This is a genomic window from Flagellimonas algicola (assembly GCF_005937185.1).
In the GTDB taxonomy this organism is placed as follows: domain Bacteria; phylum Bacteroidota; class Bacteroidia; order Flavobacteriales; family Flavobacteriaceae; genus Flagellimonas; species Flagellimonas algicola.
This window is the reverse complement of the sequence record NZ_VCNI01000002.1, coordinates 1044697-1071158: the sequence shown is the minus strand read 5'-3', so window position 1 is coordinate 1071158 and position 26462 is coordinate 1044697. Positions and strand designations below refer to the sequence as shown.

At 41.8% G+C, this 26462-nt stretch carries 21 protein-coding genes; 15 read left to right on the top strand and 6 right to left on the bottom strand.

Features of this window, described 5'->3' with window-relative positions; all coding sequences use genetic code 11:
• Positions 1-175: 175 nt before the first annotated feature.
• Positions 176-784, bottom strand: a complete 609-nt coding sequence (locus FGG15_RS13665; protein ID WP_138837157.1) for a superoxide dismutase — start codon at positions 782-784, stop codon at positions 176-178.
• A gap of 112 nt (positions 785-896) precedes the next feature.
• Between FGG15_RS13665 and FGG15_RS13660 the strand changes: the two genes are divergently transcribed.
• From FGG15_RS13660 to FGG15_RS13645, 4 genes are all read left to right on the top strand, one after another.
• A complete protein-coding gene (locus tag FGG15_RS13660) occupies positions 897-4022 on the top strand; it encodes a UvrD-helicase domain-containing protein (protein WP_138837155.1) in 3126 nt (1041 codons plus the stop codon).
• 10 nt (positions 4023-4032) lie between these two features.
• Positions 4033-5235: a glycine C-acetyltransferase gene (gene kbl, locus FGG15_RS13655; RefSeq protein WP_138837153.1), complete on the top strand. Its 1203-nt coding sequence runs from the start codon at positions 4033-4035 to the stop codon at positions 5233-5235.
• Between the two features lie 104 nt (positions 5236-5339).
• Positions 5340-6698: an OmpA family protein gene (locus FGG15_RS13650; RefSeq protein WP_138837151.1), complete on the top strand. Its 1359-nt coding sequence runs from the start codon at positions 5340-5342 to the stop codon at positions 6696-6698.
• Positions 6699-6769: 71 nt separating this feature from the next.
• Complete coding sequence (locus FGG15_RS13645) at positions 6770-9496, top strand: PD-(D/E)XK nuclease family protein (RefSeq protein ID WP_138837149.1); 2727 nt, start codon at positions 6770-6772, stop codon at positions 9494-9496.
• On the opposite strand, the gene FGG15_RS13640 is transcribed toward FGG15_RS13645, so the two are convergent.
• Entirely contained in the window at positions 9497-10207 is a 711-nt protein-coding gene (locus FGG15_RS13640; protein WP_138837148.1) for an SDR family oxidoreductase, read from the bottom strand.
• A 175-nt stretch (positions 10208-10382) separates the two neighbouring features.
• Here FGG15_RS13640 and FGG15_RS13635 point away from each other — a divergent pair, with 175 nt between their 5' ends.
• Positions 10383-12203, top strand: a complete 1821-nt coding sequence (locus FGG15_RS13635) for a sensor histidine kinase (RefSeq protein ID WP_161991970.1) — start codon at positions 10383-10385, stop codon at positions 12201-12203.
• Positions 12200-12604, top strand: a complete 405-nt coding sequence (locus FGG15_RS13630; RefSeq protein ID WP_138837144.1) for a response regulator — start codon at positions 12200-12202, stop codon at positions 12602-12604. The genes FGG15_RS13635 and FGG15_RS13630 overlap by 4 nt, the downstream gene beginning before the upstream one ends.
• A gap of 2 nt (positions 12605-12606) precedes the next feature.
• On the opposite strand, the gene FGG15_RS13625 is transcribed toward FGG15_RS13630, so the two are convergent.
• Positions 12607-13362: a sulfite exporter TauE/SafE family protein gene (locus FGG15_RS13625; protein WP_237561820.1), complete on the bottom strand. Its 756-nt coding sequence runs from the start codon at positions 13360-13362 to the stop codon at positions 12607-12609.
• Positions 13363-13437: 75 nt separating this feature from the next.
• Here FGG15_RS13625 and FGG15_RS13620 point away from each other — a divergent pair, with 75 nt between their 5' ends.
• Both FGG15_RS13620 and FGG15_RS13615 read left to right on the top strand, forming a co-directional pair.
• Entirely contained in the window at positions 13438-15246 is a 1809-nt protein-coding gene (locus FGG15_RS13620) for a sodium:solute symporter family protein (protein WP_138837142.1), read from the top strand.
• A 6-nt stretch (positions 15247-15252) separates the two neighbouring features.
• Positions 15253-16341 (top strand): acyltransferase family protein, encoded by a 1089-nt coding sequence (locus FGG15_RS13615; protein WP_138837140.1) that lies wholly within the window; start codon positions 15253-15255, stop codon positions 16339-16341.
• Positions 16342-16405: 64 nt separating this feature from the next.
• Here the strand turns inward: FGG15_RS13615 and FGG15_RS13610 are convergent, their stop codons facing one another.
• Positions 16406-16996, bottom strand: a complete 591-nt coding sequence (locus tag FGG15_RS13610; protein WP_138837138.1) for a riboflavin synthase — start codon at positions 16994-16996, stop codon at positions 16406-16408.
• 58 nt (positions 16997-17054) lie between these two features.
• Here FGG15_RS13610 and pdxA point away from each other — a divergent pair, with 58 nt between their 5' ends.
• The 7 genes from pdxA to FGG15_RS13575 all read left to right on the top strand — a co-directional run bounded on the left by pdxA (position 17055) and on the right by FGG15_RS13575 (position 23259).
• A complete protein-coding gene (gene pdxA, locus FGG15_RS13605) occupies positions 17055-18107 on the top strand; it encodes a 4-hydroxythreonine-4-phosphate dehydrogenase PdxA (RefSeq protein ID WP_138837136.1) in 1053 nt (350 codons plus the stop codon).
• A gap of 109 nt (positions 18108-18216) precedes the next feature.
• Positions 18217-18750: a YceD family protein gene (locus FGG15_RS13600; RefSeq protein WP_138837134.1), complete on the top strand. Its 534-nt coding sequence runs from the start codon at positions 18217-18219 to the stop codon at positions 18748-18750.
• 6 nt (positions 18751-18756) lie between these two features.
• Positions 18757-18957 carry a 50S ribosomal protein L32 gene (rpmF, locus tag FGG15_RS13595; RefSeq protein ID WP_138837132.1) on the top strand — a complete coding sequence of 67 codons (201 nt, stop codon included), beginning with the start codon at positions 18757-18759 and terminating at the stop codon, positions 18955-18957.
• Positions 18958-19131: 174 nt separating this feature from the next.
• Positions 19132-20127, top strand: a complete 996-nt coding sequence (locus FGG15_RS13590) for a beta-ketoacyl-ACP synthase III (RefSeq protein WP_138837131.1) — start codon at positions 19132-19134, stop codon at positions 20125-20127.
• A gap of 27 nt (positions 20128-20154) precedes the next feature.
• Positions 20155-20646 (top strand): acetyl-CoA carboxylase biotin carboxyl carrier protein, encoded by a 492-nt coding sequence (gene accB, locus FGG15_RS13585; RefSeq protein WP_138837129.1) that lies wholly within the window; start codon positions 20155-20157, stop codon positions 20644-20646.
• Between the two features lie 80 nt (positions 20647-20726).
• Positions 20727-22079, top strand: coding sequence for an acetyl-CoA carboxylase biotin carboxylase subunit (gene accC, locus FGG15_RS13580; protein ID WP_138837127.1), 1353 nt, complete (start codon positions 20727-20729; stop codon positions 22077-22079).
• 64 nt (positions 22080-22143) lie between these two features.
• Positions 22144-23259, top strand: coding sequence for an NAD(P)/FAD-dependent oxidoreductase (locus FGG15_RS13575; RefSeq protein ID WP_138837125.1), 1116 nt, complete (start codon positions 22144-22146; stop codon positions 23257-23259).
• A 141-nt stretch (positions 23260-23400) separates the two neighbouring features.
• On the opposite strand, the gene FGG15_RS13570 is transcribed toward FGG15_RS13575, so the two are convergent.
• Positions 23401-24063 carry an ABC transporter ATP-binding protein gene (locus FGG15_RS13570; protein WP_138837123.1) on the bottom strand — a complete coding sequence of 221 codons (663 nt, stop codon included), beginning with the start codon at positions 24061-24063 and terminating at the stop codon, positions 23401-23403.
• 30 nt (positions 24064-24093) lie between these two features.
• On the bottom strand, positions 24094-26454 hold the full coding sequence (locus FGG15_RS13565; RefSeq protein ID WP_138837121.1) for an ABC transporter permease: 2361 nt from the start codon (positions 26452-26454) through the stop codon (positions 24094-24096).
• Positions 26455-26462: the final 8 nt, after the last annotated feature.

Sequence of the window (26462 nt, the reverse complement as noted above, 5' to 3'; positions counted from 1 at the left end):
AACCCAATTATTGGGATTCCTCCGCCTTCGGCGTTCGGAATGACAAGAAGGTGGTATAAATAGAAAAGGGCCACAGTAGCGGCCCTATTAATCAAGTACTTTTATCCGGTCTCCACTTCTCGATAATCCCGGAGTAAATTCGGGACACTCGAAGTGACGTACGAGAGTCTAGTTGTTATTTATTGGAAGCATATCCTTCTGCTACCTTATCCCAGTTGATTACATTAAAGAAAGCTGAAACATAATCCGGTCTGCGGTTTTGGTAGTTCAAATAGTAAGCATGCTCCCACACATCCAGTCCTAAAATAGGGTGTCCCGCACAACCCGTATCCGGCATCAACGGATTATCCTGGTTGGGCGTGGAGCAGATTTCCAACTTTCCGCCTTTGTGCACGCAAAGCCATGCCCATCCAGAACCAAATCGGGTGCCGGCAGCAGCACTAAACTGTTCCATAAAAGCATCAAAAGAGCCAAATGCAGCATCAATGGCAGCGGCCAAATCCCCGCTTGGGGAACCTCCACCAGCAGGAGACATTACTTCCCAGAAAAGGCAGTGATTGTAAAATCCTCCGCCATTGTTTCTAACCGCACCATTGGACATATCCAAATTGGAAAGAATGTCGTCTATGGACTGTCCCTCCAAGTCCGTTCCGGCAATGGCACCATTTAATTTGGTGGTATAACCGTTGTGGTGCTTGGTATGGTGAATCTCCATGGTCCGGGCATCTATATGTGGCTCCAAGGCATCGTATGCATAGGGTAATTTTGGTAATTCAAAAGCCATAATTGTATTGTTTTTAAGTTATTATTGATTCCTGTAAAAATACGGCTTTATAGCATATATTTCATGCTCTGTAACATTAAGTTGAGGTGGGTAATCCGTAATTTGCAGGAAAATGGTTTTGGAGACTCCCCAATTTAAAATATACAGCGCTTCTGCCGGATCCGGCAAGACCTATTCCTTGACCAAGGAGTACCTGTTGTTATTGCTAAAGGATGGTTCTCCTTCCAAATTCAGGCAGCTTTTGGCCATTACCTTTACCAACAAGGCGGTGGGTGAAATGAAATCACGGATTTTGGAAAGTCTGTATAGTTTTGGGTTGGACATGCCCCCGGAAAAAAGAGGTTCCCTTTTCAATGAAATTCGTGAGGAACTTTCCTTGAGTCCACAGCAATTACAGCAACGTTCCCAAACCGTGCTGCAACGGATTTTGCACAACTATTCCTTTTTTGAGATTTCGACTATAGACAAGTTCAACCATAAAATCATTAAAACCTTTGCCCGCGACCTGCAGCTTTCCCAAAACTTTGAAGTGGAACTGGATACCGATCTGCTGTTGCACGAGGCCATTGGTAGATTATTGGAAAGAGCGGGCAGCGATGAGGCCTTAACCCAGACCCTCATTGCATTTTCCCTGGAAAAAATTGATGAGGACAAAAGTTGGGACGTTTCTTATGATCTGATGGAAATTGGCAAGCTGCTTTTTCAAGAGGACCATGCAGACCACATTGCCTCCCTAAAATCCAAAACCATTGAGGATTTCAAGGACATCCAAAAGAAGATTTCCACTCAGATTCTAGCCTTGGAAACCTATGTAAGCAAACAGGCAACCGAGGTGCTTGGGGACATAGAAAAACAAGGGTTTGCCCCAGAGGATTTCCCCAGACAAACGCTCCCAAATCATTTCAAGAAAATAAGCGGAAAGGAATTCAACATCAAAGTGCTTTATGCCAATAAATTGGAAGAGTCCTTACAAGCAGGTCGTCTTTTAAAAGCTTCGGACAAACGGGACAGTTCCCATTTGGCCACCTTTATCTTGGACAAATATCTATCCATTAAAAAGGAGTTGTATCAGCGAAACTTTCTCCGGAACATCTATGGTAATATTGTCCCTTTAACGCTACTGAACGAAATCGCCAAGGAAATCAAGAACATTGAACTGGATAGGGAAGTCATTCCCATTTCTGCCTTAAACTCGATTTTGTCCAAAGAAGTCAGGAACCAACCTGTCCCCTTTATCTATGAGCGGATGGGTGAAAAGTACAGGCATTACTTTTTGGACGAGTTCCAAGACACCTCCAAAGTGCAATGGGAAAATCTGGTTCCTTTGATCGGGAATGCCTTGGAAAGCGTGAACGAGAAAAACGAACAAGGCACCCTTTTTTTGGTAGGGGATGTTAAACAGGCCATTTACAGATGGCGAGGGGGCAAAGCGGAGCAGTTCCTTAACCTAATCAGCGGCAAATCCAGACCCTTTTCCATTGCTCCCAAAACATTTGCATTGGATACCAATTGGAGAAGCTACAGTGAAATCGTTCAGTTCAACAACCAATTTTTCAGCACAGTTGCGCCTATATTAAAGAATACGGAATACCGCAATCTTTTCTTTGAAGGATGCAATCAGAAGCCCAATGACAAACAAGGGGGCTACATAGAACTTTCCTTTGTGGACATGGAGGTTGACAACAAAGCAGAAGAGCATTGCCATCAGGTGCTCAAGACCATTGAAAATCTACAAACCAAGGACTATGTGTATTCCGATATCTGCATTTTGGTGCGGAAAAACGACCATGGCATGCTGTTGGCCAACTTTTTATCCGAAAATCAAATCCCTGTTGTTTCCTCGGAATCGCTTTTGCTGAAAAACAATTCCACCGTAGGTTTTCTGATTTCTCTATTGAAAGTCATGGAAAATCCATCCGATCAGGAGTCAACCTATGCGCTTTTGTATTACCTGTCCAAATCAACAGTAGATCCCCATCTTTTTATTTCCAGTCATCTGGAAAAGGTAGCGGAATTGTTGTTGGATGCTTATGGTTTTTCCATACCCGAGCTCCAAACCCAGCCTGTGATCATCATTTTGGAAAAGGCTATTCGACATTTTAAGCCAGCGGATCAATCCCAAGCCTATTTGGTTTTTCTGTTGGACGAAGTGTTGGTTGTTGAAAAAAGGGAAGGTCCTGGAGTAGTTGCTTTTCTTAAGTATTGGGAGCAGAAGAAAGACAAGCTATCCATTGCAGCACCGGAACATATTGATGCCGTTAAAATCATGACCATTCATAAATCCAAAGGACTTGAATTTCCGATGGTAATTTTTCCATTTGCGAATGCGCTGATCCATGATCCCAGAAAGCAGAAGAAATCTTGGGTGGGTGCCTTACCAAAGGAACAGGAACTGGGTCTGGATGAATTCCTGATCAATAGCAGAAAGGAAATGCTCCAGTACAACGAAATAACTTCCAAGAACTACTTGGAAGAAATGGAAAAAACCGAGCTGGATGCGCTTAATGTACTTTACGTAGCCTTGACCCGGGCCGAAAAAGGGCTTTTTATTCTTTCCGAAACAGACAAAGCAGCCAACAATTTGGAACAATGCAACTCCTATTCCAACTTGTTCCAATATTTCCTAAATCAGAAAGGATTGGAAGAAAACAAGGAAGGAAAGTACACCTTTGGAGTATTGACCCATAGGGCTGAAGAACAGGAAGAACCGGCCATGCAAAGTACCAACATTCCATTTGCAGAAAAGGATGAAAAGGATACGGGGTTTGCCATATCCACAAGATCCGCTCATTTATGGGATGATGAACGCAGGGAAGCTATAGAACTTGGCAATTTGGTTCATCATGCCTTGAGCAAAATAAAGACCATGGAGGATGTTCCTTCCGTTTTGGATAATCTTCAAGAATCAGGGCAGCTTACAGCTGTTGATTCTGGATATGTCAAAGAAAAAATTATGGGGGTGGTTGAACATCCCCAACTTAGGGAATACTTTTCCCTGGCATACCAAATCCTAAATGAGCAGGAAATTCTACTGAGCAAAGGCAAAACATTAAGGCCCGATCGCATTGCCATAAAAGATGGGAAAGCCAGCATTATTGATTATAAAACAGGTAACCCCGCCCCTTCGCACCATGAGCAGATTATGGAATATGCCGATGCTTTAAAAGCCATGGATTTTACGCTCGGACATCTTATTATTGTATATATTGATCACGAAATAAAACCCCTTTTTCTTTAAACAAAACACTATGTACGGAACTATAAAAAATCATTTGACCCAAGAACTGGACAACATTAGGGAAGCTGGCCTTTTTAAGAAGGAGCGCATTATCACTTCCCCACAAGATGCTGTCATAAAAATTTCGTCTGGTGAGGAGGTCATTAACTTTTGTGCCAACAATTATTTGGGGCTTTCGTCCCATCCCGAGGTAATCCAAGCAGCTAAGGATACCCTGGACACCCATGGTTTTGGGATGTCATCGGTTCGCTTTATTTGTGGCACTCAGGACATCCATAAAAATTTGGAGCAAAAAATTGCTGATTTTTACGGCACCGAGGATACCATATTATATGCTGCGGCCTTTGATGCCAATGGCGGGGTATTTGAGCCCTTACTGACAGCAGAAGATGCCATTATCTCAGATTCCCTTAACCATGCCTCCATTATAGATGGAGTTCGTTTGTGCAAGGCCAAACGCTATAGGTATGCCAACAACGACATGGCCGATCTGGAGACCCAACTCAAACAGAGTCATGAAGACGGCTCCCGCTTCCGGATTATAGTCACTGATGGAGTATTCTCCATGGATGGCTTATTGGCTCCTCTTGACAAAATCTGTGATTTAGCCGATAAGTATGATGCCCTGGTCATGATTGATGAATGTCACTCCGCCGGATTTATTGGTGAAACAGGCAGGGGCACCTTGGAAGAAAAAGGGGTTATGGATCGGATAGACATTATTACAGGCACCTTAGGCAAAGCCCTGGGCGGTGCCATGGGAGGCTATACTACCGGGAAAAAGGAAATTGTAGAAATGTTGCGACAGCGGTCACGACCCTATCTTTTCTCCAACTCCCTCGCTCCCGCTATTGTAGGAGCCTCCATCAAGGTATTTGAGATGCTGGACAAGGACACCAGCTTGCGGGACAAGCTTCAGAAGAACACCGAGTATTTTAAAAAAGGCATGAAAGAGGCCGGATTTGATATCATAGATGGGGATTCTGCCATAGTCCCTGTAATGCTCTATGATGCCAAATTATCCCAAGAAATGGCCGATATGCTTTTGGAAAAGGGCATTTATGTGATCGGGTTCTTTTACCCCGTGGTTCCCAAGGGAAAAGCAAGGATAAGGGTTCAGTTGTCCGCCGCGCATGAGAAGCATCACTTGGACAAAGCCATAGCAGCATTCACCGAAGTTGGAAAAGCATTAAAAATCGTTGAACTGCACTAAAACTTCTATGTAATGCACCAAAAAAAAAGAAAATTTGATTTTGTTAATAAGTCTTAACAACTTACATTTGCTGCTGATAAACACTTAAACTTAAAATTTTGAGCATGAAACATCTTAGCAAATTATTAGTTGTTGCCCTAATCTTTGTGGGTTTTAACAACGTACAAGCGCAAGACGAGAATAATCCATGGCAGATCAGTTTTGGGGTAAACGCCATTGACACTTACCCAACCAACGACGAGGACAATCCTTTCTCAAGTACTACTTTGTTCGATGAGTATTTCAATGTATCTGATCACTGGAATATTTTGCCTTCCGTTTCTTATGTGGCTGTTTCTAAATATATAGGAGATGGTTTCTCTATTGGAGCAAGAGGTTCTTTGAACAGACTTGAAAAAAATGGTGATCAATCCATCGACGATCTTTCTCACTACGCTGTGGATGGTACCATCAAATACAACTTCCTTAAAAACACAACTATCGATCCTTTTGCAGAAATCGGTGGTGGTTATACTTGGATAGATGAAATTGGTGCTGGTACTGTTAATGGTGGTATTGGTGTTAACGTATGGTTCTCCGAAAACATCGGTCTTACTGTACAAACACAATACAAACATGCTTTTGAAGATTTCTTGGTAAGACATTTCCAGCATATGGCTGGTATCAGCATTAAATTTGGTGGAACTGACACTGACGGTGACGGAATCTACGACAAAGACGATGCTTGTCCAGAAGTTGCTGGTCTAGAAGCTTTCAACGGTTGTCCTGATGCTGATGGCGACGGAATCGAAGATAGCAAGGATAGCTGTCCTAACGAGGCAGGTTCCAAAGAAATGAACGGTTGCCCTGATACTGACGGTGACGGAGTTGCTGATAAAGACGATGCTTGTCCTAACGAAGCTGGTCTTGCTGCATTGGCCGGATGTCCTGATGCTGATGGTGATGGTGTAAGAGATGGAGATGATCAGTGTGTTAACGAAGCTGGTCCTGCTGAAAACAATGGATGCCCTTGGCCAGACAGAGATGGTGATAGCGTTCTTGACAAAGACGATCAGTGTCCTGACGTAGCTGGTACTGTTGCAAACAACGGATGCCCAGAAGTAACTGAGGAAGTTCAAAAGCAATTGAACGACTACGCTAGAACTATCTTGTTCGATACTGGTAAGTCTTCCATCAAAGCTGAGTCTACTTCAGTTATGGTTGACATCATCCAAATTTTGAACGAGTATCCTAACGCTAAGTTTACTGTTGAAGGTCATACTGACAGCGTAGGTAGCGCTAAATTGAACCAGTCTCTATCTGAGAAGAGAGCTAACTCTGTACGTGATTTCTTGATCGACAAAGGAATTGACGCTGGTAGATTGACTGCTATCGGATACGGCGAAGACAAGCCAATCGCTACCAACAACACAAGAGCTGGTAGAACGCAAAACAGACGAGTTGAAATCAACTTGATCAAATAATAAAAGGAACTTTTTAGTTTCCTTGAAAAAAGGCTCCCGATAATATCGGGAGCCTTTTTTATTTTTGGGCCATGCAACAAAGCTTCCTCGAATACGTACTCCATGACCTTCAGCAAAAGGGTGTGGACATTACCGAATGTTCCTATATACTTCCGAGCAAGCGATCTGGGACCTTCCTCAAAAAACACATGGCACAAATTATTGGGAAAAGCATTTTTAGCCCAACTGTCCTTTCTATTGAAGATTTCGTGACCCAAATCTCGGGGCTGTCCCAAGCTTCCAATGTGGACCTTATCTTGGAACTTTACTCTGTCTACAAAAAGACCGAAATAAAACAACACGATGATTTTGACACTTTTCTTAAATGGGGACAGACACTGCTTCAGGATTTTAACGAAATAGACCGGTACCTTATTCCGCCAAATGACATTCTCAATTATCTGTCGGCCATAAAGGAACTTAATCATTGGTCCATGCAAAAGGACAAATCTGATTTGGTTCGCAATTACCTTGCACTTTGGAACAATTTAAGCGCAATTTATAAGGCCTTTACCAAAACCCTTATAGATCAACAAAAAGGATATCAGGGTCTTATGTACAGATGGGCCGCAAAACGTACAGATTCGGGCGATTCCATCTTTCAGGAAAAACCAATTGTATTTATAGGGTTCAACGCCCTCAATACGGCAGAAGCCTTCATCATTCAACACTATTTAAATAATCCCTTAAATCATATGTATTGGGACATAGACGCCTATTTTCTGGACAGCTCCATACATGATGCCGGACTTTTTATCAGGAATTACAAGCAAGCTTGGCCCTATTATCAACGAAATAATCTGGAAGGCGTTCATCACAACTTTTTGACGCCCAAGGACATCTCGATTACCGGCGTTCCAAAAAGTATCAGTCAAGCCCAATATGCGGGACATCTATTGGCTAAAATCCAAGATGCCTCTCCAGAAGGCATCCAGGATACGGCCCTGGTTCTGGCAGACGAATCGTTGCTTATCCCAATGCTCCAGGCCCTTCCGTCGTCCATTTCCAAAGTGAACATCACCATGGGTTTTCCATTGAACAAAACGGTTCTTTATTCCTTCTTTCTGTCCTTTTTGGATCTACAGCTGGCAAAATCTGAAAAAGGGTGGTTTTTTGAAGATGTCCTTACCTTTTTTTCCAATCCGTTTTGCCTTTCACTTTCTTCTTCTGAAAAGGTGGATGCCCTTTCGCTAATTGCCAAAGATATTAAGCAGCACAACAGGCTTTATCTCAACCATCAATATCTTGAAAAATATTCGGCCCAATCAGAGCTCATGGATTTGCTTTTTTCCTCTGATTCTCCAACTCCATTGGATTGGATAAGTCGTTGTCTCCAACTCATCCAAAAGCTAAAGACCATTGGACAACAGCAAAAAAACGCCATGGAATTGGAGTATCTCTATCGATTCCATAAGTTGTTCAATCAACTTAAACAGCAGATAGAATCTGTCAATTTTATCAAGCATTTGAAATCCGTAAAAAGTTTTTTTAAGCAATTGGCAGCTTTGGAAACTACAGACTTTATTGGAGAACCCCTTTCTGGTTTACAGATTATGGGGATGCTGGAAAGCAGGAATTTGGATTTTGAAACCGTCATCATTACTTCTGTCAACGAAGGAATCCTACCAGCAGGAAAATCTGGCAACTCCTTTTTTCCTTTTGACGTTAAAAGAGAGTTTGGATTGCCCACCTACAAGGAAAAAGATGCCATATATACCTACCACTTTTATCGATTGATCCAACGGGCCAAAAACGTATACCTCATCTATAATACTGAACCTGATGTATTGGAGGGTGGTGAAAAAAGCCGATTAATTTCCCAGCTCTTAACAGACAAGAATGTTTCCCGTTATATCTCCCACTCCATTGCTTCGCCAGAATTGAAAATCGATGCTTCCCCCTCTCTACAAATTGAAAAGAGCAACTTACTAGCGGAAGACATCCGGGCATTTGCCAGTAAGGGATTTTCCCCTACTGCAATTACCAATTACATCAGAAATCCCATGGATTTCTACAAGAAGAACATTCTTAAAATTTACGATACCGAGGAGGTGGAACAATCCATTGCAGCTAACACCTTTGGTACCATAATTCATGACAGTCTGGAAGTGCTGTACAGCCCGTTAATCAATACGGCGCTTGAAAAAGTTGACCTAGAGTCACTCAAAACCCAAATTCCAAAAGTGGTGTCTTCCCAATTTACTACTACCCTTCCAGGAGTGGATATCAGCAAAGGGAGATACCTTTTAGTCTACCATGTGGTTTTAAAGTATCTTCAGAATTTCGTGGATATGGAAATCGCACAGCTTCAAAAACATGAGGTTAAAATTTTGGCGTTGGAAGAAAAATACGAGTCATTCCTGCAAATTCCAGGCCTTGATTTTCCTATCAAACTAAAAGGGACTTTGGATAGAGTAGATCAGGTAGATGGGACCATTCGCATTGTGGATTACAAAACTGGAAGGGTAGAACCATCCCATGTAAAAATTAAAGATTGGGACACTTTGATTACCAATTATGATAAAAGCAAAGCCTTCCAATTGTTATGTTATGCCTACTTGTACCATAGCAAACATGGCACCGAAACTCTTATTGCTGGACTGTATTCTTTCAAAAATTTAAAACATGGATTTCTGCCATTTTCTGGCTCAAGCACTTTGATCAATGCAGAGGTCCTGGCCACCTTCGAAAATTATCTCCAGCAAATCATTCTTGAAATCTGTGACCCAAAAATAGCCTTTACCGAAAAGCAACCCTGATTATTTTAGGTCAGGTCGGGTTGGTCTTACCTCAATTTTACTAGGCAAGGTTCTCGGATGCATTTGAAGCAGGTCCACTACCAATTTCCCAATGTCCTCCGCCTGAATTTTCCATGCGTCTTTCTCAGAAGGTTCATTTCCGTTAAAATAGGTGGCAACAGAGCCGGGCATAATAGTGGTCACTTTTACATTGTATTTTCTAAGATCCAACATTGCCGCTTGGGTAAAGCCCACAACACCAAATTTTGTGGCATTGTAACCAGCTCCCTGAGGGAAAAAGTTAGTGCCCGCCAAACTGGCCAAGGTCATATAATAACCTTCAGACTTTTTTAATGCCTCCACAGAAGCCTTTAATGTATAAAAAACACCATTGAGATTGGTATTGATCATCTGCTCCCAAGCTTTTTCAGAAAGTTCATCCACAGGTGCAAAATGACCAACCCCGGCATTCGCCAAGGTCAAATCCAATCGGCCCCAATGTTTCAGAATCTGTTCAACGGCCTGCTTCTCATCCAACAGCTGGGTCACATCAGATTGAACTCCCAGAACATTTTCACTATCTCCCAGTACCTCAACGGCCATTCTAACCCCCTCTTCGCTTCTTCCACTGATAGCTACCTTCATTCCTTCATCCAAAAGGCGTTTGGCAACACCAAGGCCTATCCCCTTGGTTCCACCAGTAATGTATGCCACTTTTCCTGTTAAGTCCATATTCGTTTATTTTCAACCTTAAAATTAGGGGAAGTCTGCACGTTTGAAAAACAATGTTCCTATAAATTCAATTTCAGAATGTCATTTCAAAGAATATGGCCGAGCTTGGGTCAATACCAAAAGGCAATATTAGGAATTTTCTTACGTTTGAATTTTAATGCTTTTTTCAAGCCGAATGAAAATCAATAAACAGCCTCTATCAACCATCCAAAACTTGCCCTTCCCCATTGTATTGGTTGACAAGCACATGCATATTAAAGACTGTTCCGATAGTTTCTACGAATTTTTTGGAATGGAACGTCCCAAGGACGGCTATTTGGAATTGGAAACTGTAATTGGCGAACTCCAACAGTCCCTTCTTAAAATTAAAAAGAACAAGCGTTTTCAGAAAACACAGGTTAATGAGTTCATTACCCACATCACTAGAAAAAACGAATTGAAATGGTACAAGATGGTGTTAAACCCATCTCCGGAATCGGCTCATTACTACATCTATTTTGATGATGTCACCAAAAAGAAGATTGCATTGGATTTGTCCTTGCAAGCGGAAAAGACTGCAAGAATTGGAAGTTGGGAAGTGGATTTGGTCAACAACAAAATTTTTTGGTCTGAGATGACCAAGGAAATTCATGAGGTTCCTGCCAATTTTGTTCCCGACTTGGAAACTGGCATCAACTTTTATAAGGAAGGGGAGCATCGTGACAAAATAATCGAGGTGGTTTCTGAAGCCATCGAAAATGGCTCGCCCTACGACGTAGAACTCATTATAGTTACAGCAAAAGGCAATGAAAAATGGGTCAGGGCCATTGGTAAAGCAGAAATGATCAACGGCAAAGCCGTGAGGTTGTTTGGGGTATTCAAGGATATTGATAAATCCAAACGTAGCAACGACAAAATCAAGGTGCTGACGAATCGGATGAGGGTTGCCGTTGAAAGTTCCAATATTGGAATTTGGGACTACGACATTGTGAATAATATTTTGGTGTGGGACGACAATATGTATGATCTCTACCAAATAGATAGAAACGAATTCAGTGGCGAGGTTGCCGCCTGGGAACAGACTATTCATCCAGAGGACAAAGAAAAAAGTTTAAAGGAGGTTGAACTTGCCATTGAGGGCAAAAAGGAATTCAACACTGAATTTCGAATTATCACTGCCGATGGCACCATTAGACATATCCATGGCAGAGGGAAAGTTTTTAGGGATGAAAATGGAACAGCACTACGAATGATAGGTGCGAACACCGATGTTTCCAGAATCAAAAAAGCGGACAATAGGCTACGGCAGTTATTGAGTACCACCGAAAAACAAAACAAAAGCTTGCTGAACTTTGCCCATATTGTGTCACATAACCTTCGGTCAAATTCCAGTAATCTTTCCATGCTTACAGGAATGTTGTTGGATAATATAGCACCTGCCAAACAACAACGCTTTCTGGAAATGATCCGAATATCATCAGAACGATTGGATGAAACCGTAGTACAACTGAACGAGGTTATCAAAATTCAAACAGACCATAACCAAAAATCCCAATGGGTTTCCATTAAAACAACTTTGGACAACGTGCTGGAAAGTATAAATGCACATATCGATGAAATCCAACCTAGCATTGAAATAGCTGTGCCAAAAGACCTCAAGGTATATGGAATGAGCGCCTACATTTCCAGTATTTTCCTAAACCTATTGACCAATAGTTTGAAGTACAGGGACCCCAAAAAGAAACTGGTCATTAAAATAAAAGCAAAAGGAGAGATTGATCAAACCGTCATTTCGTTCCAAGATAATGGCAAGGGTATCAATTTGGAAAAACATGGCTCAAACTTATTTGGCATGTACAAAACGTTTCATGGCAACAAGGATGCAAAAGGAGTTGGGCTGTTTATTTCAAAAAACCAAATGGATGCCATGAACGCCCAAATAGTCACCAATAGCAAAGAAGGTCATGGAGCTACTTTTACACTCACTTTTCCGAATCCCAAAAACAACAAGCAATGACAAAACCCAAGGTATTTGTGGTAGATGACGACTTTGTATTTCGTGAAGTGGCGGAGGTATTGATCAAAAGCTCAGGATTAACTGATGAGATTTCACATTTTGAGAATGGACTCCAAGTGTACCAGGAACTGGTGCATTTAGCAGAAACCCCTTCAAAGTTACCCGAGCTGGTGCTATTGGATATTAATATGCCTGTTATGAATGGCTGGGAGTTACTGGAAGAATTGAAAGACGGACCCGCAGCAATCAAAATGGGAGTCCAAATCCATATCCTTACATCTTCAATAGCCCCTGAGGACCTTAATCTTTCCAAACAATACGATTTTATCAAGGGATATATCACCAAGCCACTCACCAATGCTGACTTGGAAAAACTTTCTAAAGAATTGAACAACGGGTAGTCTTACCTGATCAGCATAACTACAGCGCCAATTCCAGTAACAATCAAAATAAAACGCTTATAGTTTTTGTCGTTGATCCTTTTTACCACCAAGACCCCGGTAATTAGCCCCAATGCGATGGCGGGCAGTAACTTTACATTGATAAGTAGCGTTTCCCATGTAATGGTTTTCCAAACAAAGATGTGAAAGGGCAGTTTAAAAAGATTGGTGATAAAAAATAGCCAGGCAGCCGTGCCCACAAATTCGTTTTTTGGAAGCCTCATGGCCAGAAAAAATATATTGGTAAATGCACCGGCAAGGTTCCCGATCATCGTACAAATTCCCGCCATAATTCCAATAGGTCCTGCAAACAACCAATGAGTTGGTATTTGGCTGGATTTACGTTTGTCCCACCAAATCAACAGTCCCAAACTGATAAAAATAACGATGACCATTCCCAGCTTAAATTCCTGTTCTGGCAAGTCTTTCCCAAGTATGACCCCAATCAAAATTCCGGAAATCATCCATGGCAAGAATTTGACAATGTACTTCCATTGGGTGTGCCTATTATAATAAATAACCGCAAAAATATCCCCCACAATAAGTAGAGGAATAATCAATCCGGTGGACATACGAGCCCCGAATGCCAATGCCAGTAAGGTTACGTTAAAAGTGGCGAGCCCCTTCAGCCCAGCTTTGGAAGTCCCCATTAAAAAAGTAGCTGTAAAAGCTAAGCTCCAAGCCATTAAAGAAGGCTCCAATGTTGTCGATAGGGTCAAAGTTGATGTTTAGCGAACAATGGGCAAAGGTATCCCAAAAAATCATACCTTTAGTGGTTAACCAACTTTAACCAAATGGACTTACGAACATTAGATTATTTCATAATCTTCGGATTTTTCGCAATTGTACTTTTCATCGGTGTGTACGTTTCCAAAAAATCCGGGAAAAACTCAACAGAATACTTTTTATCAGGCCGGAGCATGCCATGGTGGCTCTTGGGAATGTCAATGGTGGCCACCACTTTTTCAACGGACACGCCCAATTTGGTGACCGATTTTGTCCGTAACACAGGGGTTTCTGGCAACTGGGGTTGGTGGTGCTTTTTGCTCACAGGTATGTTGACGGTATTTGTTTATGCCAAACTATGGCGTAAGTCAAATGTCAATACGGATCTTGAGTTTTATGAGTTGCGCTATGGGGGCAAGCCCGCTAGTTTTTTGCGAAAATTTAGAGCTATTTATCTTGGATTGATATTCAATGTGATTACCATGTCCGCGGTAACCCTCGCAGCCATAAAGATTGGAGGGGTTATGTTAGACCTGGAGCCTTGGGTAACGGTGGTTGGTGCAGGATTGATTACGGTTATTTTTAGTGCTCTTGGCGGATTTAAGGGGGTTGTCTATAGCGATTTCCTTCTGTTTTTTGTCGCCATGGTAGGTGCCATCGGAGCTGCATTCTATCTTGTGAACCTTCCGGAAGTAGGAGGAGTAAGTGCTATGATGTCCAATGAGCTGGTAAAGTCCAAAATGGATATCCTCCCTGAACTTAGCGATACTAAAATGGTGATTACCTTACTGGTTATTCCATTAGCCGTGCAATGGTGGAGTTCCTGGTATCCTGGAGGGGAACCGGGTGGGGGTGGATATATTGCGCAACGTATGTTGGCAGCAAAAAATGAAAATCATGCCATCGGTGCCACCTTCTTTTTTAATATCATGCACTATGCACTAAGACCTTGGCCGTGGATTTTGGTTGCTTTGGCCTCCTTGGTTGTATATCCGGATATCGCCAGTATTGCTGAGGCCTTTCCAAACGTTAGTGAAGATAAACTAGGTCATGATTTGGCGTATTCAGCTATGCTTACCAAATTGCCCAGCGGGCTTTTAGGGCTGGTTTTGGCCTCTTTGGTAGCTGCTTATATGAGCACAATATCTACCCAATTGAATTGGGGGTCTTCGTATATCGTTTTTGATTTCTACAAGAAACAAATCAATCCAGACGCTACCGAAAAACAAATGGTTAACGTAGGCCGATTGTCTACCGTAATATTGATGGTATTAAGTGCCTTTTTGGCCTTGGCTATGCAAAATGCCATGCAGATTTTTGACATGCTTTTGCTTTTTGGAGCGGGAACAGGGCTCATTTTCATCCTTCGATGGTTCTGGTGGCGAATTAACGCCTGGACAGAGATTTCGGCCATGTTCGCATCGGGAATCTTGTCTATCCTTTTGAAAGCGACCCCTTTAGGCCCAATGTTATTTGCCACAGATGGAGGCGTTTTTCCGGATTGGGGAGAAATTCCTTTTGTAATGATCATTACCAGTATTATCTGGTTGACAGCCACTTTTGTTACGCAACCTGAGTCCAAAGAAGTTTTGCAGTCCTTTTACAAAAAAATACAACCTGGAGGCCCAGGATGGAGCAAGGTGGTTGATGAAGCCAAAACCTCAGGTATAGAAATTGATAATGGTGAAAAGTGGACGGTACCCTCAGGAATAAGTGCAATGCTGCTTGGGGTAGTTCTGATTTACTCCCTAATGTTCTCTACGGGACACTGGATTTATGGAAAAACCACTTCTGCAATAATCATGTCTGCCATAGCATTGGTTTCTGGATTGTTGCTTATTCGGGTTTGGGGTAAAATGAAAGATGACATATTATAGACTATCATGAAGAACAGGATTCTGGCAGTTGACATTTTTAGGGGTTTAACCATTGTTTTGATGATCTTGGTGAACACTCCTGGAACTTGGTCCAATGTATATGCACCTCTTTTGCACGCCAAGTGGCATGGATATACCCCAACAGATTTGGTGTTTCCATTTTTCCTGTTCATTGTGGGAACATCCATAGTTTTTGCCTATAAAAACAAAAAGGCTGAGGCCTCCACCTATAAAAAGATTACCATCAGAAGTCTTAAGCTTATAGGACTAGGATTGTTTCTTGGCGCTTTTACTATAAGTTTCCCCTTTATCAAGGAATTTGAGGCCATCCGTTTTCCAGGCGTGCTCCAACGTATTGGCGTTGTTTTCTTTTTTGCGGCCATCCTGTTCTTAAATCTTAATTGGAAAAAACTTATAGTGCTATCGGTTACCCTGCTGTTGGGATACTGGGCCTTGATGACGCTGATTCCTGTGGAAGGTGTTGCTTCTACCTTGGAAAGGGCTCCCAACAATTTTGCCAACTATTTGGATGTACAAATTTTTGGCACCCATAACTACAAACCGGATTACGACCCTGAGGGCTTGCTGAGTACTATTCCTGCCATTGTAAGTTCTTTACTGGGCATCTTTACAGGCTTGATCTTGACTTCAAAAAGGGAGGACAAAACCAAACTCATGTTGATTTTGGGTGCCGCACTAGTGGTTTTGGGACACCTTTGGGATCTAGCCTTTCCTATCAACAAAGCTCTTTGGACCAGTAGTTTTGTACTGGTAACCGCAGGTTGGGCCAACATATTTTTGGCTTTGATTTATTTCCTGACTGATGTAAAGAATATCCAGTTTGGAAGTATTTTCAGGTATGCAGGCGCAAACGCAATTGTCGTTTACTTTTTATCTAGCTTTGTTACCAAGTTGTTTTATCTAATCAAAGTGGACGGAGAAAACTCTATTCATGGGTGGTTGTTCAACAATCTCTTTGTGCATGATTTTATGTCCATGAAATTCTCATCCATGTTGTATGGTCTTGCTGTTGTTTCCTTCTACTGCCTTTTGGCCTATGTGATGTATAAAAGGAAAATCTTTGTTAAGGTATAGCACAAGAATCAAAACTCTAGACCGCTTCGTCAATAGACAATGGCCTTGGCACCTAGTCTTGAGTCTAGCCTCGCATGTCCAACAGACGAGCCACATACTTACCGATGACATCAAACTCCAGGTTAACCGTAGTTCCCTTTTTATAGGCATTAAATCTGGTATGCTCGTGGGTATAGGGAATAATGGCCACACTAAAGCTGTCTTTTTTGGAATCAACAACAGTCAAACTCACCCCATCAACCGTTATGGATCCCTTCTCAATGGTTACATTATTCAAACTTGAATCGTATTGAAAGGTAAATATCCAGCTTCCATCTTTTTCTTCAGATGCAACGCAAGTGGCAGTTTGATCTACATGACCTTGAACAATATGCCCATCCAATCGTGCTCCCAATACCATGGCCCTTTCAAGATTCACCTGATCACCAACCTTTAGTTCTCCTAAATTGGTCTTGTTCAGGGTTTCTTCAATAGCAGTTACCGTATAGGCATTCTCCTCTTTTTTGACCACGGTAAGACACACACCATTATGGGCCACACTTTGGTCAATTTTTAGTTCTGGAGTTATTTTGGATGAAATGGTAATATTCAAATTATCGCCCTCTCTTTCCAACTTTTCTACCCTTCCCAAGGTCTCAATAATACCAGTAAACATGAATCTTTTTAATTGAGTAGTTTTGTAGCGTAAATGTAGCCATAACGGCATAAATTTTATGAAGGAAAAGGGAAAAATAAAACTTGGAATCTCCATTGGGGATTTAAACGGAATTGGCTGTGAGGTAGCCTTAAAAACCTTTTTGGATCCACGGATGATGGATTTTTGTACCCCTGTAATCTTTGCCTCCAACAAAATCATTTCCCAACAAAAGAATGAATTGGGATTGAATGTTGGTTTTAATGGAGTCCGGGATGCTTCCCAAGTAATTGAGGGAAAAATCAATATCGTAAATGTGTGGAAGGAAGTTCCCAAAATTGAGTTTGGAAAAGCAACAGAGGAAGGGGGCAAATATGCAATTAAGTCCCTTCGGGCTGCAGTGCAAGCCCTAAAGACCGATAAAATTGATGTGCTGGTCACAGCTCCTATCAACAAAAACAATATCCAAGCCGAAGATTTTAAGTTTCCTGGTCACACCGATTTTCTGGCCCAAGAACTACATGGGGAAAGCTTGATGTTCATGGTAGCCGATTCGTTGCGCGTTGGATTGTTAACGGATCATATTGCCGTTAAGGATGTTGCCGAGGCCATAACACCAAAATTGATCCGAGACAAGGTAGCTACCATGGTCAATTCCCTTAAAATGGATTTCGGAATCAGAAAACCTAAAATTGCGTTGCTTGGAATCAACCCACATAGTGGGGACAATGGCACCATAGGGGAGGAAGACGATAAAATTCTTAAACCCGCAGTGCAAGAACTGTTCAACAAGGGAATCTTGGTTTACGGGCCTTATTCGGCGGACAGCTTTTTTGGCTCCAACACCCATGAAAATTTTGATGCGGTCTTGGCAGCTTACCACGATCAAGGACTTATTCCATTCAAAACACTCTCCTTTGGCAAAGGGGTGAATTACACAGCCGGACTGTCCAAGGTGCGAACCTCTCCAGATCACGGAACCGCCTATGAAATAGCTGGGAAAGGCGAAGCGGATGAGAGTTCCTTTAAGGAAGCGGTGTTTGCCGCCATACAGGTTTTACGGAACAGGGAAGAGTATATAAAGCTCAATAAAAATCCACTGCAAAAACAAAAGACAAAAAAGGCAAGTTAAAATTTACCGAACGAGGCCATAAATATGGTTTTGGAATTGTAGATTTATAAATAAGTAGTATCTTTGCCCCCGCCTTTATGGGGCTGGTACACAAACCTTAAGTGTATATATGATGGAGCTAAAGGAGTTTTTTATTCCTTTTTCAGGACTGAAGTTGGGAAAGCACACGTTTGAGTATAAGATTGACAATACGTTCTTTGAATCTTTTGAATACCAAGAATTTAATGATGCCGCAATAGGACTTATCACCATTTTGGACAAGATGAACAATATGATGGAGTTGGAGCTTGAGGCGGAAGGAACAGTAAACGTGGATTGTGATTTGACCGGGGAACCTTTTGATTTGCCCATTGCATCCCAGTTAAACCTGGTCATCAAATTTGGGGAGGAGTACAACAACGAGAACGATGAAATATTGATCATTCCCCATGGTGAGTACCGTATCAACATAGCCCAATATGTATATGAAATGTTGGCATTAGCGGTACCTCCAAAAAGGGTTCATCCCGGTGTTATGGATGGATCATTGAAATCAGAAATCTTGGACAAGCTGGAAGAACTTCAGCCAAAAGAAATCAAAGAAGAATCAGATAAAACGGATCCCAGATGGGACGATTTAAAGAAGTTATTAACGGATAAATAGGTTAAAATGGCACATCCTAAAAGAAAAATATCAAAAACCAGAAGGGACAAAAGAAGAACCCACTATAAGGCCACTGCCCCTACCATTGCCAAAGATTCTGTAACAGGAGAAATGCACCTGTACCACAGAGCGCATTGGCATGAGGGTAAATTGTATTACCGTGGTCAAGTCTTGATTGACAAAACAGAAGAGGAAACTGCTGCCTAATGGCGGATTTCTTACAAAGAAATTACAACTCCCGTTGATGAACAGCGGGAGTTTTTTTATGGATCGTACTTAAATCCAAAAAAACCCTTTTTTGCCTAAAAAGTCATATAAAATGACTAATTTTCACAGCTTTTGGGTCAAATTTGAACGTTTTTGACAAAAAAAGACACTAATATGAAGAAAACTACGGCAGCTATTACAGCTGTGGGGGCGTATGTTCCAGAATTTGTTTTGTCCAACAAAGTGTTGGAAACCATGGTAGATACCAACGATGAATGGATCACTACCAGAACAGGAATCAAAGAACGTAGAATCTTAAAAGAAGAGAACCAAGGCACATCCTTCATGGCCATAAAAGCCGCTGAGGATTTGATTGCAAAACGCGGGCTGGATCCATTGGAAATTGATTTTGTTTTGGTGGCTACAGCCACTCCCGACCTTCCCGTGGCCGCAACAGCCGCTTATGTAGCATCCGAAATTGGAGCTGCCAATGCATTCTCTTACGACCTGCAAGCTGCATGCTCTAGTTTTTTATATGGTATGTCAACCGCGTCCAGTTATATAGAGTCGGGCAAATACAAAAAGGTATTGTTGATCGGAGCAGATAAGATGTCCTCCATTATAGATTATACGGATCGAACCACATGTATCATTTTTGGCGATGGAGCTGGTGCAGTCCTTTTTGAGGCCAATGATGAAGGTTTAGGGCTGCAGGATGAACATTTGCGTACCGATGGTGTAGGGCGTCAGTTTTTGAAAATTGAAGCAGGTGGGTCTATTCTTCCCGCTTCTGAAGAAACGGTGAGGAACAAACAGCATTTTGTCAATCAGGATGGAAAATCGGTTTTCAAGTTTGCTGTGTCCAACATGGCCGACGTTTCTGCCTTGGTTATGGAGCGCAACGGACTTACCCATGAAGATGTAAACTGGTTGGTGCCACATCAGGCCAACAAAAGAATTATAGATGCCACAGCCAAACGGATGGGCTTGGAGCACGATAAAGTAATGATCAACATACATAAATACGGAAATACCACTTCGGCAACACTGCCCTTGTTGTTGCACGATTATGAAAAGCAACTTAAGAAAGGTGACAATTTAATTTTTGCTGCTTTCGGGGGTGGTTTTACCTGGGGCGCCATTTATTTAAAATGGGCGTACAATTCATAAATTGCACAACTAACTAAATCATATTCCATGGACATTAAGGAAATTCAGAGTTTAATCAAGTTCGTAGCCAAATCTGGTGCCAGCGAAGTAAAGCTGGAGATGGAAGACGTGAAAATCACCATCCGAACGGGTAGCACAACCGCTACACCAGAGACCACTATTGTTCAACAAATTCCAATGGCGCAAGCCCCGGCGGTGCCAGTTGCTCCTGCTCCTGCAGCACCTGAAGCACCAGCTCCTGCAGCCAGTTCTCCAGAACCCGCAGCGGATGATTCAAAATACATTACCATCAAATCTCCTATCATAGGAACCTTTTATAGAAAACCCGCCCCGGACAAACCAGCATTTGTTGAGGTGGGAAGTGCCATAAGCCAAGGAGACGTTCTTTGTGTTATTGAAGCCATGAAACTCTTCAACGATATTGAATCCGAAGTCTCTGGAAAAATTGTGAAGGTATTGGTGGAAGATTCCTCACCTGTTGAATTTGATCAGCCTCTGTTTTTGGTTGACCCATCTTAATTTAAATCACAATACCCAAGCTCCAAATACCAATAAACGCTTTGGAATTTGGAATTTGAGCATTGAAAATTCAAGGTATTATGTTTAAAAAGGTATTGATTGCGAATAGGGGAGAAATTGCCCTTCGAATTATTCGAACCTGCAAAGAAATGGGAATCAAAACCGTAGCGGTATATTCCAAAGCGGATGAGGAAAGTCTTCACGTTCGATTTGCAGACGAAGCTGTTTGTATAGGTCCAGCGCCAAGTAATGAGTCCTATTTGAAAATTCCCAATATTATAGCGGCAGCGGAAATTACCAATGCCGATGCCATTCATCCAGGATACGGATTTCTTTCGGAAAACTCCAAATTCTCCAAGATTTGTGCAGAACATGAGATTAAGTTCATTGGTGCGTCTGGGGAACAGATTGACAAAATGGGTGATAAAGCTACAGCCAAAGAGACCATGAAAAAGGCAGGTGTGCCCTGCGTCCCAGGATCTGACGGTTTGTTGAAAGATGTGGAAGATGCTAAAAAGACGGCCAAGAAAATGGGATATCCCGTTATGATCAAGGCCACAGCTGGTGGCGGAGGTAAAGGAATGCGTGCCATTTGGTCCGAAGAAGAAATGGAACCCAACTTTGAAAGTGCAGTGCAAGAGGCCACAGCTGCTTTTGGCAATGGGGGAATGTACATGGAAAAACTCATTGAAGAGCCACGCCATATTGAAATTCAAATTGTGGGTGACCAATTTGGAAAAGCCTGCCACTTATCGGAACGTGACTGTTCCGTGCAACGTAGACACCAGAAGTTAACGGAGGAAACCCCATCCCCCTTTATGACAGATTCACTTAGGGACGAAATGGGAAAAGCCGCTGTAAAGGCAGCTGAATTTATCAAATATGAAGGTGCAGGAACTGTGGAGTTTTTGGTGGACAAACACCGAAATTTCTATTTCATGGAGATGAACACCCGAATTCAAGTGGAGCATCCCATTACGGAACAGGTGGTGGATTACGATTTGATCCGGGAACAGATTTTGGTGGCTGGTGGTGTTCCTATATCAGGAAAGAACTACTTACCCAAATTGCATTCCATTGAGTGTAGGATCAATGCGGAAGACCCATATAACGACTTTAGGCCATCTCCAGGTAAAATAACCACTTTGCATACTCCAGGAGGTCACGGAATACGTTTGGATACCCACGTATATAGTGGGTATATGATTCCGCCAAACTACGATTCCATGATCGCTAAGTTGATTACCACGGCCCAGACAAGAGAGGAGGCCATCAACAAAATGCGAAGGGCACTGGACGAGTTTGTGATCGAAGGAGTGAAAACCACCATTCCATTCCATAGACAGCTCATGGACCATCCAGATTACTTGGCCGGTAATTATACCACCAAATTCATGGAGGATTTTGAGATGGATCCAAAATATCAAGATTAACCCTAACCCCGATTTACATCGGGGTTTTTTGTACTTTGAACTGAAAGAGTATAAATAGGATTTAATGCACCTAAGCTACTGGGAACATAAAACGTGGTTTTCTAAGGTAGACTTTACCATTGTGGGAAGTGGTATAGTAGGCCTTAACTGTGCCTTACATTTGAGGGAAAAGTATCCGCAAAGTAAAATTTTGGTGTTGGAAAAAGGGAGTCTTCCCCAAGGAGCCAGTACCAAGAATGCAGGATTTGCCTGTTTTGGAAGCATCTCTGAAATCCTATCAGACCTAAAATCACATTCAGAGGAGGAAGTGTTTGCGCTGGTACAAAGGCGCTACCAGGGCATCCAATTAATGCGAAAGCTTTTGGGCGATGACAATATTGGTTTTCAAGAGCAAGGAGGGCATGAACTCTTTCTTGACAGCGGTTCTACTTTGTTTGAACAATGCTTGGCAGAAATGGGTAGTTTGAACAAGCTACTTAAGCCCATTTTTGGACAAGATCCTTTTGTGAAAAGTGACAATCTCTTTGGATTTGGACAGATTCAATCCAACTACATTACGCAGCAGTTTGAAGGACAGCTGGACACGGGTCTAATGATGAAGACCCTTCTTCAAAAATGCCTAAAAAAGAGCATTCATATCCTCAATGGTATAACTGTGGAAGAACTATCCGATTTGGGGAACTCCGCTGTCGTAGGAACAAGTCATTTTAATTTTAAAAGTAAAAAAGTGCTTGTGGCCACCAACGGGTTTGCCTCAAAACTGCTTCCAACCGAAAACGTAGTGCCTGCCCGGGCACAAGTATTGATCACAGCCCCGATCAAAAACCTAAGGATCAAAGGCACTTTCCATTTTGATCAAGGCTATTATTACTTCAGGAATATAGATGACCGAATTTTGTTTGGTGGTGGCAGAAACTTGGATTTGAAAACCGAGGAAACCTCCAATTTTGGTCAAACCAAACTGATTCAAGACCATCTTGAAAAATTATTGAACACCGTTATTCTGCCCCAACAGCAAGTTGAAATCGCCCAAAGATGGAGTGGAATCATGGGCGTTGGAAAACAGAAATCGCCCATAGTCAAACAGCTGTCCAACAACATAAGTTGTGGTGTTCGTTTGGGTGGTATGGGCGTTGCATTGGGAAGTTTGGTGGGAAAAGAGCTAGCGGAACTGGCTTAGGTTACTTGCTTTTACCAGAATTAAAATATAAGCAATGGTTGGACACGAATTACACTAATTCGCTCGAAGATTTTTAAACAAGCAGGTTGGTTTTTCCATGCATTCCCGCATAGATAAGTGAATTCAACCAGCCCCTATTTTTCAAATCATTCTTCCATCCAACAAATTGATGATCCTGGAACCATAGGCTGCATTTTTTTCGGAATGTGTCACCTGAATGATGGTTACCCCTTCCTCATTCAACTGTTTGAACAAATCCATGATTTCTTCCCCTTGTTTGGAATTCAGGTTTCCTGTAGGCTCATCCGCTAGAATCAATTTTGGGTTGGAAATCAATGCCCTTGCTATCCCCACCAATTGCTGTTGACCTCCACTCAGTTGAGCAGGAAACAGATCCTTTTTACCCACAATATTAAATCGATCCAACATATCGGCAACCTTGGCCTTACGTTCAGCGCCTTTCAATTTTTTGTAAAGCAACGGCATTTCCAGATTTTCCTGAACAGTAAGATCGTCCAACAAATGATATTGCTGGAAAACAAACCCAATATATTCCTTGTATAAATTGGCGCGGTGCTTCTCCCTAAGGTTATGTACCGACTCATCCAAAAAATGGTATTCTCCTTCTTCAAACCCGTCCAGCATTCCTATGACATTTAGCAAAGTTGACTTTCCTGAACCTGACGGACCCATCACAGAAATAAACTCCCCTTCCTGGACTTCAAGGTTGATATCTTTCAATAAAAAGATACGTTGGCCTCCAGAGTTGACCCATTTAAATATGTTGTTTAGTTGTAATAACATAATCTGTTTTTATTCGTGTTGATTTATTTTTTATTCCTCCCTTAAACCTCCGACCGGGTTTTTATTTGCGGCACTTATGGTCTGGGATCCCACTGTTAACATTGCAATGACCATTGCTAATAGACCAGCAGACAAAAAGTACCAAAAATTCAAGGAAATATGATACGAAAAACTTGAAAGCCAATTACTGATCAATAGATAGGCAATGGGCAAAGCAATAATTGCTGATGCCAAAACCAATTTCGCAAATTCGCTTGAAAGCATGACTGTTATTTGCGAAGCTTTTTGGCCCAAAACTTTGCGAATACTGATTTCTTTACGCCTTCTTTCGATGGTAAAAATAACCAAGCCAAACAATCCAAGACATGAAATCAATACGGCCAAACCAGCAAAATACTTTGATAAAGAAGCCACACGCTGCTCTGACTTATAAAGCTTTTGAAAGTTTTTGTCCAAGAACTCATATTCAAAAGGCAAACTTGGGTTAAATGTTTTATAGAGATGTTGTATTTCAGCTAGTACCTCTTTTTCCATACCCGCTTCAATTCTGGCCATAATCTTTTTCGTGGCTTGGGGCATCATGGTCATGAACAACGGTTCTACCTTATCATGCAAGGATTTAAAATGAAAATCTTTGACCACGCCTATAATGGTTCCTTCACCATAAAAGCCCCGTACTATTTTGCCAATAGGATCTTTAATATTCATAGTTTGAATGGCTGTTTGGTTAAAAACTAGCCCAGTACTGTCAGCTCCAAATTCCCTGCTGAAACCTCGGCCCGCCACAATATCCATATCCATTGTCTCAATAAAATCATAATCAACACCAGCAACTTGAAAAGCTATGTTTCTTTCATCTCTTCCTTCCCAATCCAACCCTACCGACCAATTATGACCCACCATGTTGTGTGTGGTACTGGACGCATTTTGTATCCCTGGCAGCTTCTTTAGCTCGGCAATAAATGCTTCTCTTTGCTTTTTAATCTGTCCTTCTAGATTAAAATGGACAATATTGTCCTGTTCATACCCCAAATTTTGGTTTTGCACATATTGCATCTGCTTATACACCACCAACACTGAAGCTATCAATACAATAGAAAGTGAAAATTGTATAATTACCAACCCTTTCCTTGTCCAAATCTCGCCAAGAGATTGATCCAATTTTCCTTTAAGAATGGTAATAGCATTAAATCCCGAAAGGTAAATCGCCGGATAGCTGCCAGCAATTATTCCAGTGAAAATTGTAATCCCCAGAATGATAAAAATAAGATTGGCGCTAAAAGTTAAAGCCAACTGTTTTCCTACAATAACATTGAACTGTGGAAGAAAGAGTGTTACCATAGTAACTGAAAAAATCAACGCCATGAATGCCATTAAAAGAGATTCGCCAAGAAACTGCGTAATAAATATCCTTCGGTTTGCACCAACGGCTTTCTTTACACCAATTTCCTTTAGTCTTTTGGTAGCTCTTGCCGTGGAAAGATTCATAAAATTGATGCATGCTATGACAAGGATGATCAAGGCAATAATGGAGAATAGCTTTACATATTGGATACGACCCCCTACCTGTTTTCCATTTTCATAAGTGCCATGGAGGTAATGTTTGGAGAAAGGAACAAGTACTGCAGTTCTGATGGATTTTTCATTGGTGCTTTTTCGTAACCTATCCACCTTTTCATTAAATGCGTTGATGTTTGTCCCTTCTTTTAACAGCACGTAAACCTGAGGGCCGCTACCATTCCAAGAATGGAGGGAATTCCACGGAGGAAGGTCCTTATATGCGTGGGAAGATAGCGCAAAATCAAACTGGATAGTGGAATTCGAAGGAGTATCCTCATAAACTCCTGAAACCATAAACTGTTTGTCTTCCTCAAAAGATATCGCTTTGCCTATACTATTTTCAGTAGTGCCAAATAAGGATATGGCCAAGCTTTTGGAAAGTACTATTGAGTTGGGGTCCTTAAGTACTTGCGCTTTATTCCCTAAAATCAATCCAAAGGAAAAAATATTGAAATAGTCTTTTCCAACAATTTGACCAACGGCCTTGATACTTTTCTCGTCTGTTGAAAGATTATGTTTGCCAAACCAAGAAGGTGGAATCGCTTCCGAAGCGTATTCCACTTCGGGGAATTCCGTAACCAACAGTTCTGCCATTGGCCCAAAAGTTTCAATCATGGTCTGGACCCCGTCTGAAAAATTTAGATGCTCTATGACCTGAAAGATGCGATCATTTTTTTCATGAAATTTATCCACACCTAGCTCGTCCATCACCCAAAGTGAAATCAATAATGTACAAGCCATACCTGTTGACAGGCCTATCATATTGATGAGGAATGAGCTTTTACTCCTTTTGATGCTCCTAAAAAATACAATAATGTTATGCTTTATCATGATTCTCT

Bases quoted from the DNA above. Each gene is read 5' to 3' on its own strand.
- FGG15_RS13660 (WP_138837155.1), top strand. From the start codon at position 897: ATGGTTTTGGAGACTCCCCAATTTAAAATATACAGCGCTTCTGCCGGA.
- accB (WP_138837129.1), top strand. From the start codon at position 20,155: ATGGACATTAAGGAAATTCAGAGTTTAATCAAGTTCGTAGCCAAATCT.
- kbl (WP_138837153.1), top strand. From the start codon at position 4,033: ATGTACGGAACTATAAAAAATCATTTGACCCAAGAACTGGACAACATT.
- FGG15_RS13640 (WP_138837148.1), bottom strand. From the start codon at position 10,207: ATGGACTTAACAGGAAAAGTGGCATACATTACTGGTGGAACCAAGGGG.
- FGG15_RS13635 (WP_161991970.1), top strand. From the start codon at position 10,383: ATGAAAATCAATAAACAGCCTCTATCAACCATCCAAAACTTGCCCTTC.
- FGG15_RS13575 (WP_138837125.1), top strand. From the start codon at position 22,144: ATGCACCTAAGCTACTGGGAACATAAAACGTGGTTTTCTAAGGTAGAC.
- FGG15_RS13565 (WP_138837121.1), bottom strand. From the start codon at position 26,454: ATGATAAAGCATAACATTATTGTATTTTTTAGGAGCATCAAAAGGAGT.
- FGG15_RS13590 (WP_138837131.1), top strand. From the start codon at position 19,132: ATGAAGAAAACTACGGCAGCTATTACAGCTGTGGGGGCGTATGTTCCA.
- FGG15_RS13665 (WP_138837157.1), bottom strand. From the start codon at position 784: ATGGCTTTTGAATTACCAAAATTACCCTATGCATACGATGCCTTGGAG.
- FGG15_RS13620 (WP_138837142.1), top strand. From the start codon at position 13,438: ATGGACTTACGAACATTAGATTATTTCATAATCTTCGGATTTTTCGCA.
- accC (WP_138837127.1), top strand. From the start codon at position 20,727: ATGTTTAAAAAGGTATTGATTGCGAATAGGGGAGAAATTGCCCTTCGA.
- FGG15_RS13600 (WP_138837134.1), top strand. From the start codon at position 18,217: ATGATGGAGCTAAAGGAGTTTTTTATTCCTTTTTCAGGACTGAAGTTG.
- FGG15_RS13615 (WP_138837140.1), top strand. From the start codon at position 15,253: ATGAAGAACAGGATTCTGGCAGTTGACATTTTTAGGGGTTTAACCATT.
- FGG15_RS13630 (WP_138837144.1), top strand. From the start codon at position 12,200: ATGACAAAACCCAAGGTATTTGTGGTAGATGACGACTTTGTATTTCGT.
- rpmF (WP_138837132.1), top strand. From the start codon at position 18,757: ATGGCACATCCTAAAAGAAAAATATCAAAAACCAGAAGGGACAAAAGA.
- pdxA (WP_138837136.1), top strand. From the start codon at position 17,055: ATGAAGGAAAAGGGAAAAATAAAACTTGGAATCTCCATTGGGGATTTA.
- FGG15_RS13610 (WP_138837138.1), bottom strand. From the start codon at position 16,996: ATGTTTACTGGTATTATTGAGACCTTGGGAAGGGTAGAAAAGTTGGAA.
- FGG15_RS13570 (WP_138837123.1), bottom strand. From the start codon at position 24,063: ATGTTATTACAACTAAACAACATATTTAAATGGGTCAACTCTGGAGGC.
- FGG15_RS13650 (WP_138837151.1), top strand. From the start codon at position 5,340: ATGAAACATCTTAGCAAATTATTAGTTGTTGCCCTAATCTTTGTGGGT.
- FGG15_RS13645 (WP_138837149.1), top strand. From the start codon at position 6,770: ATGCAACAAAGCTTCCTCGAATACGTACTCCATGACCTTCAGCAAAAG.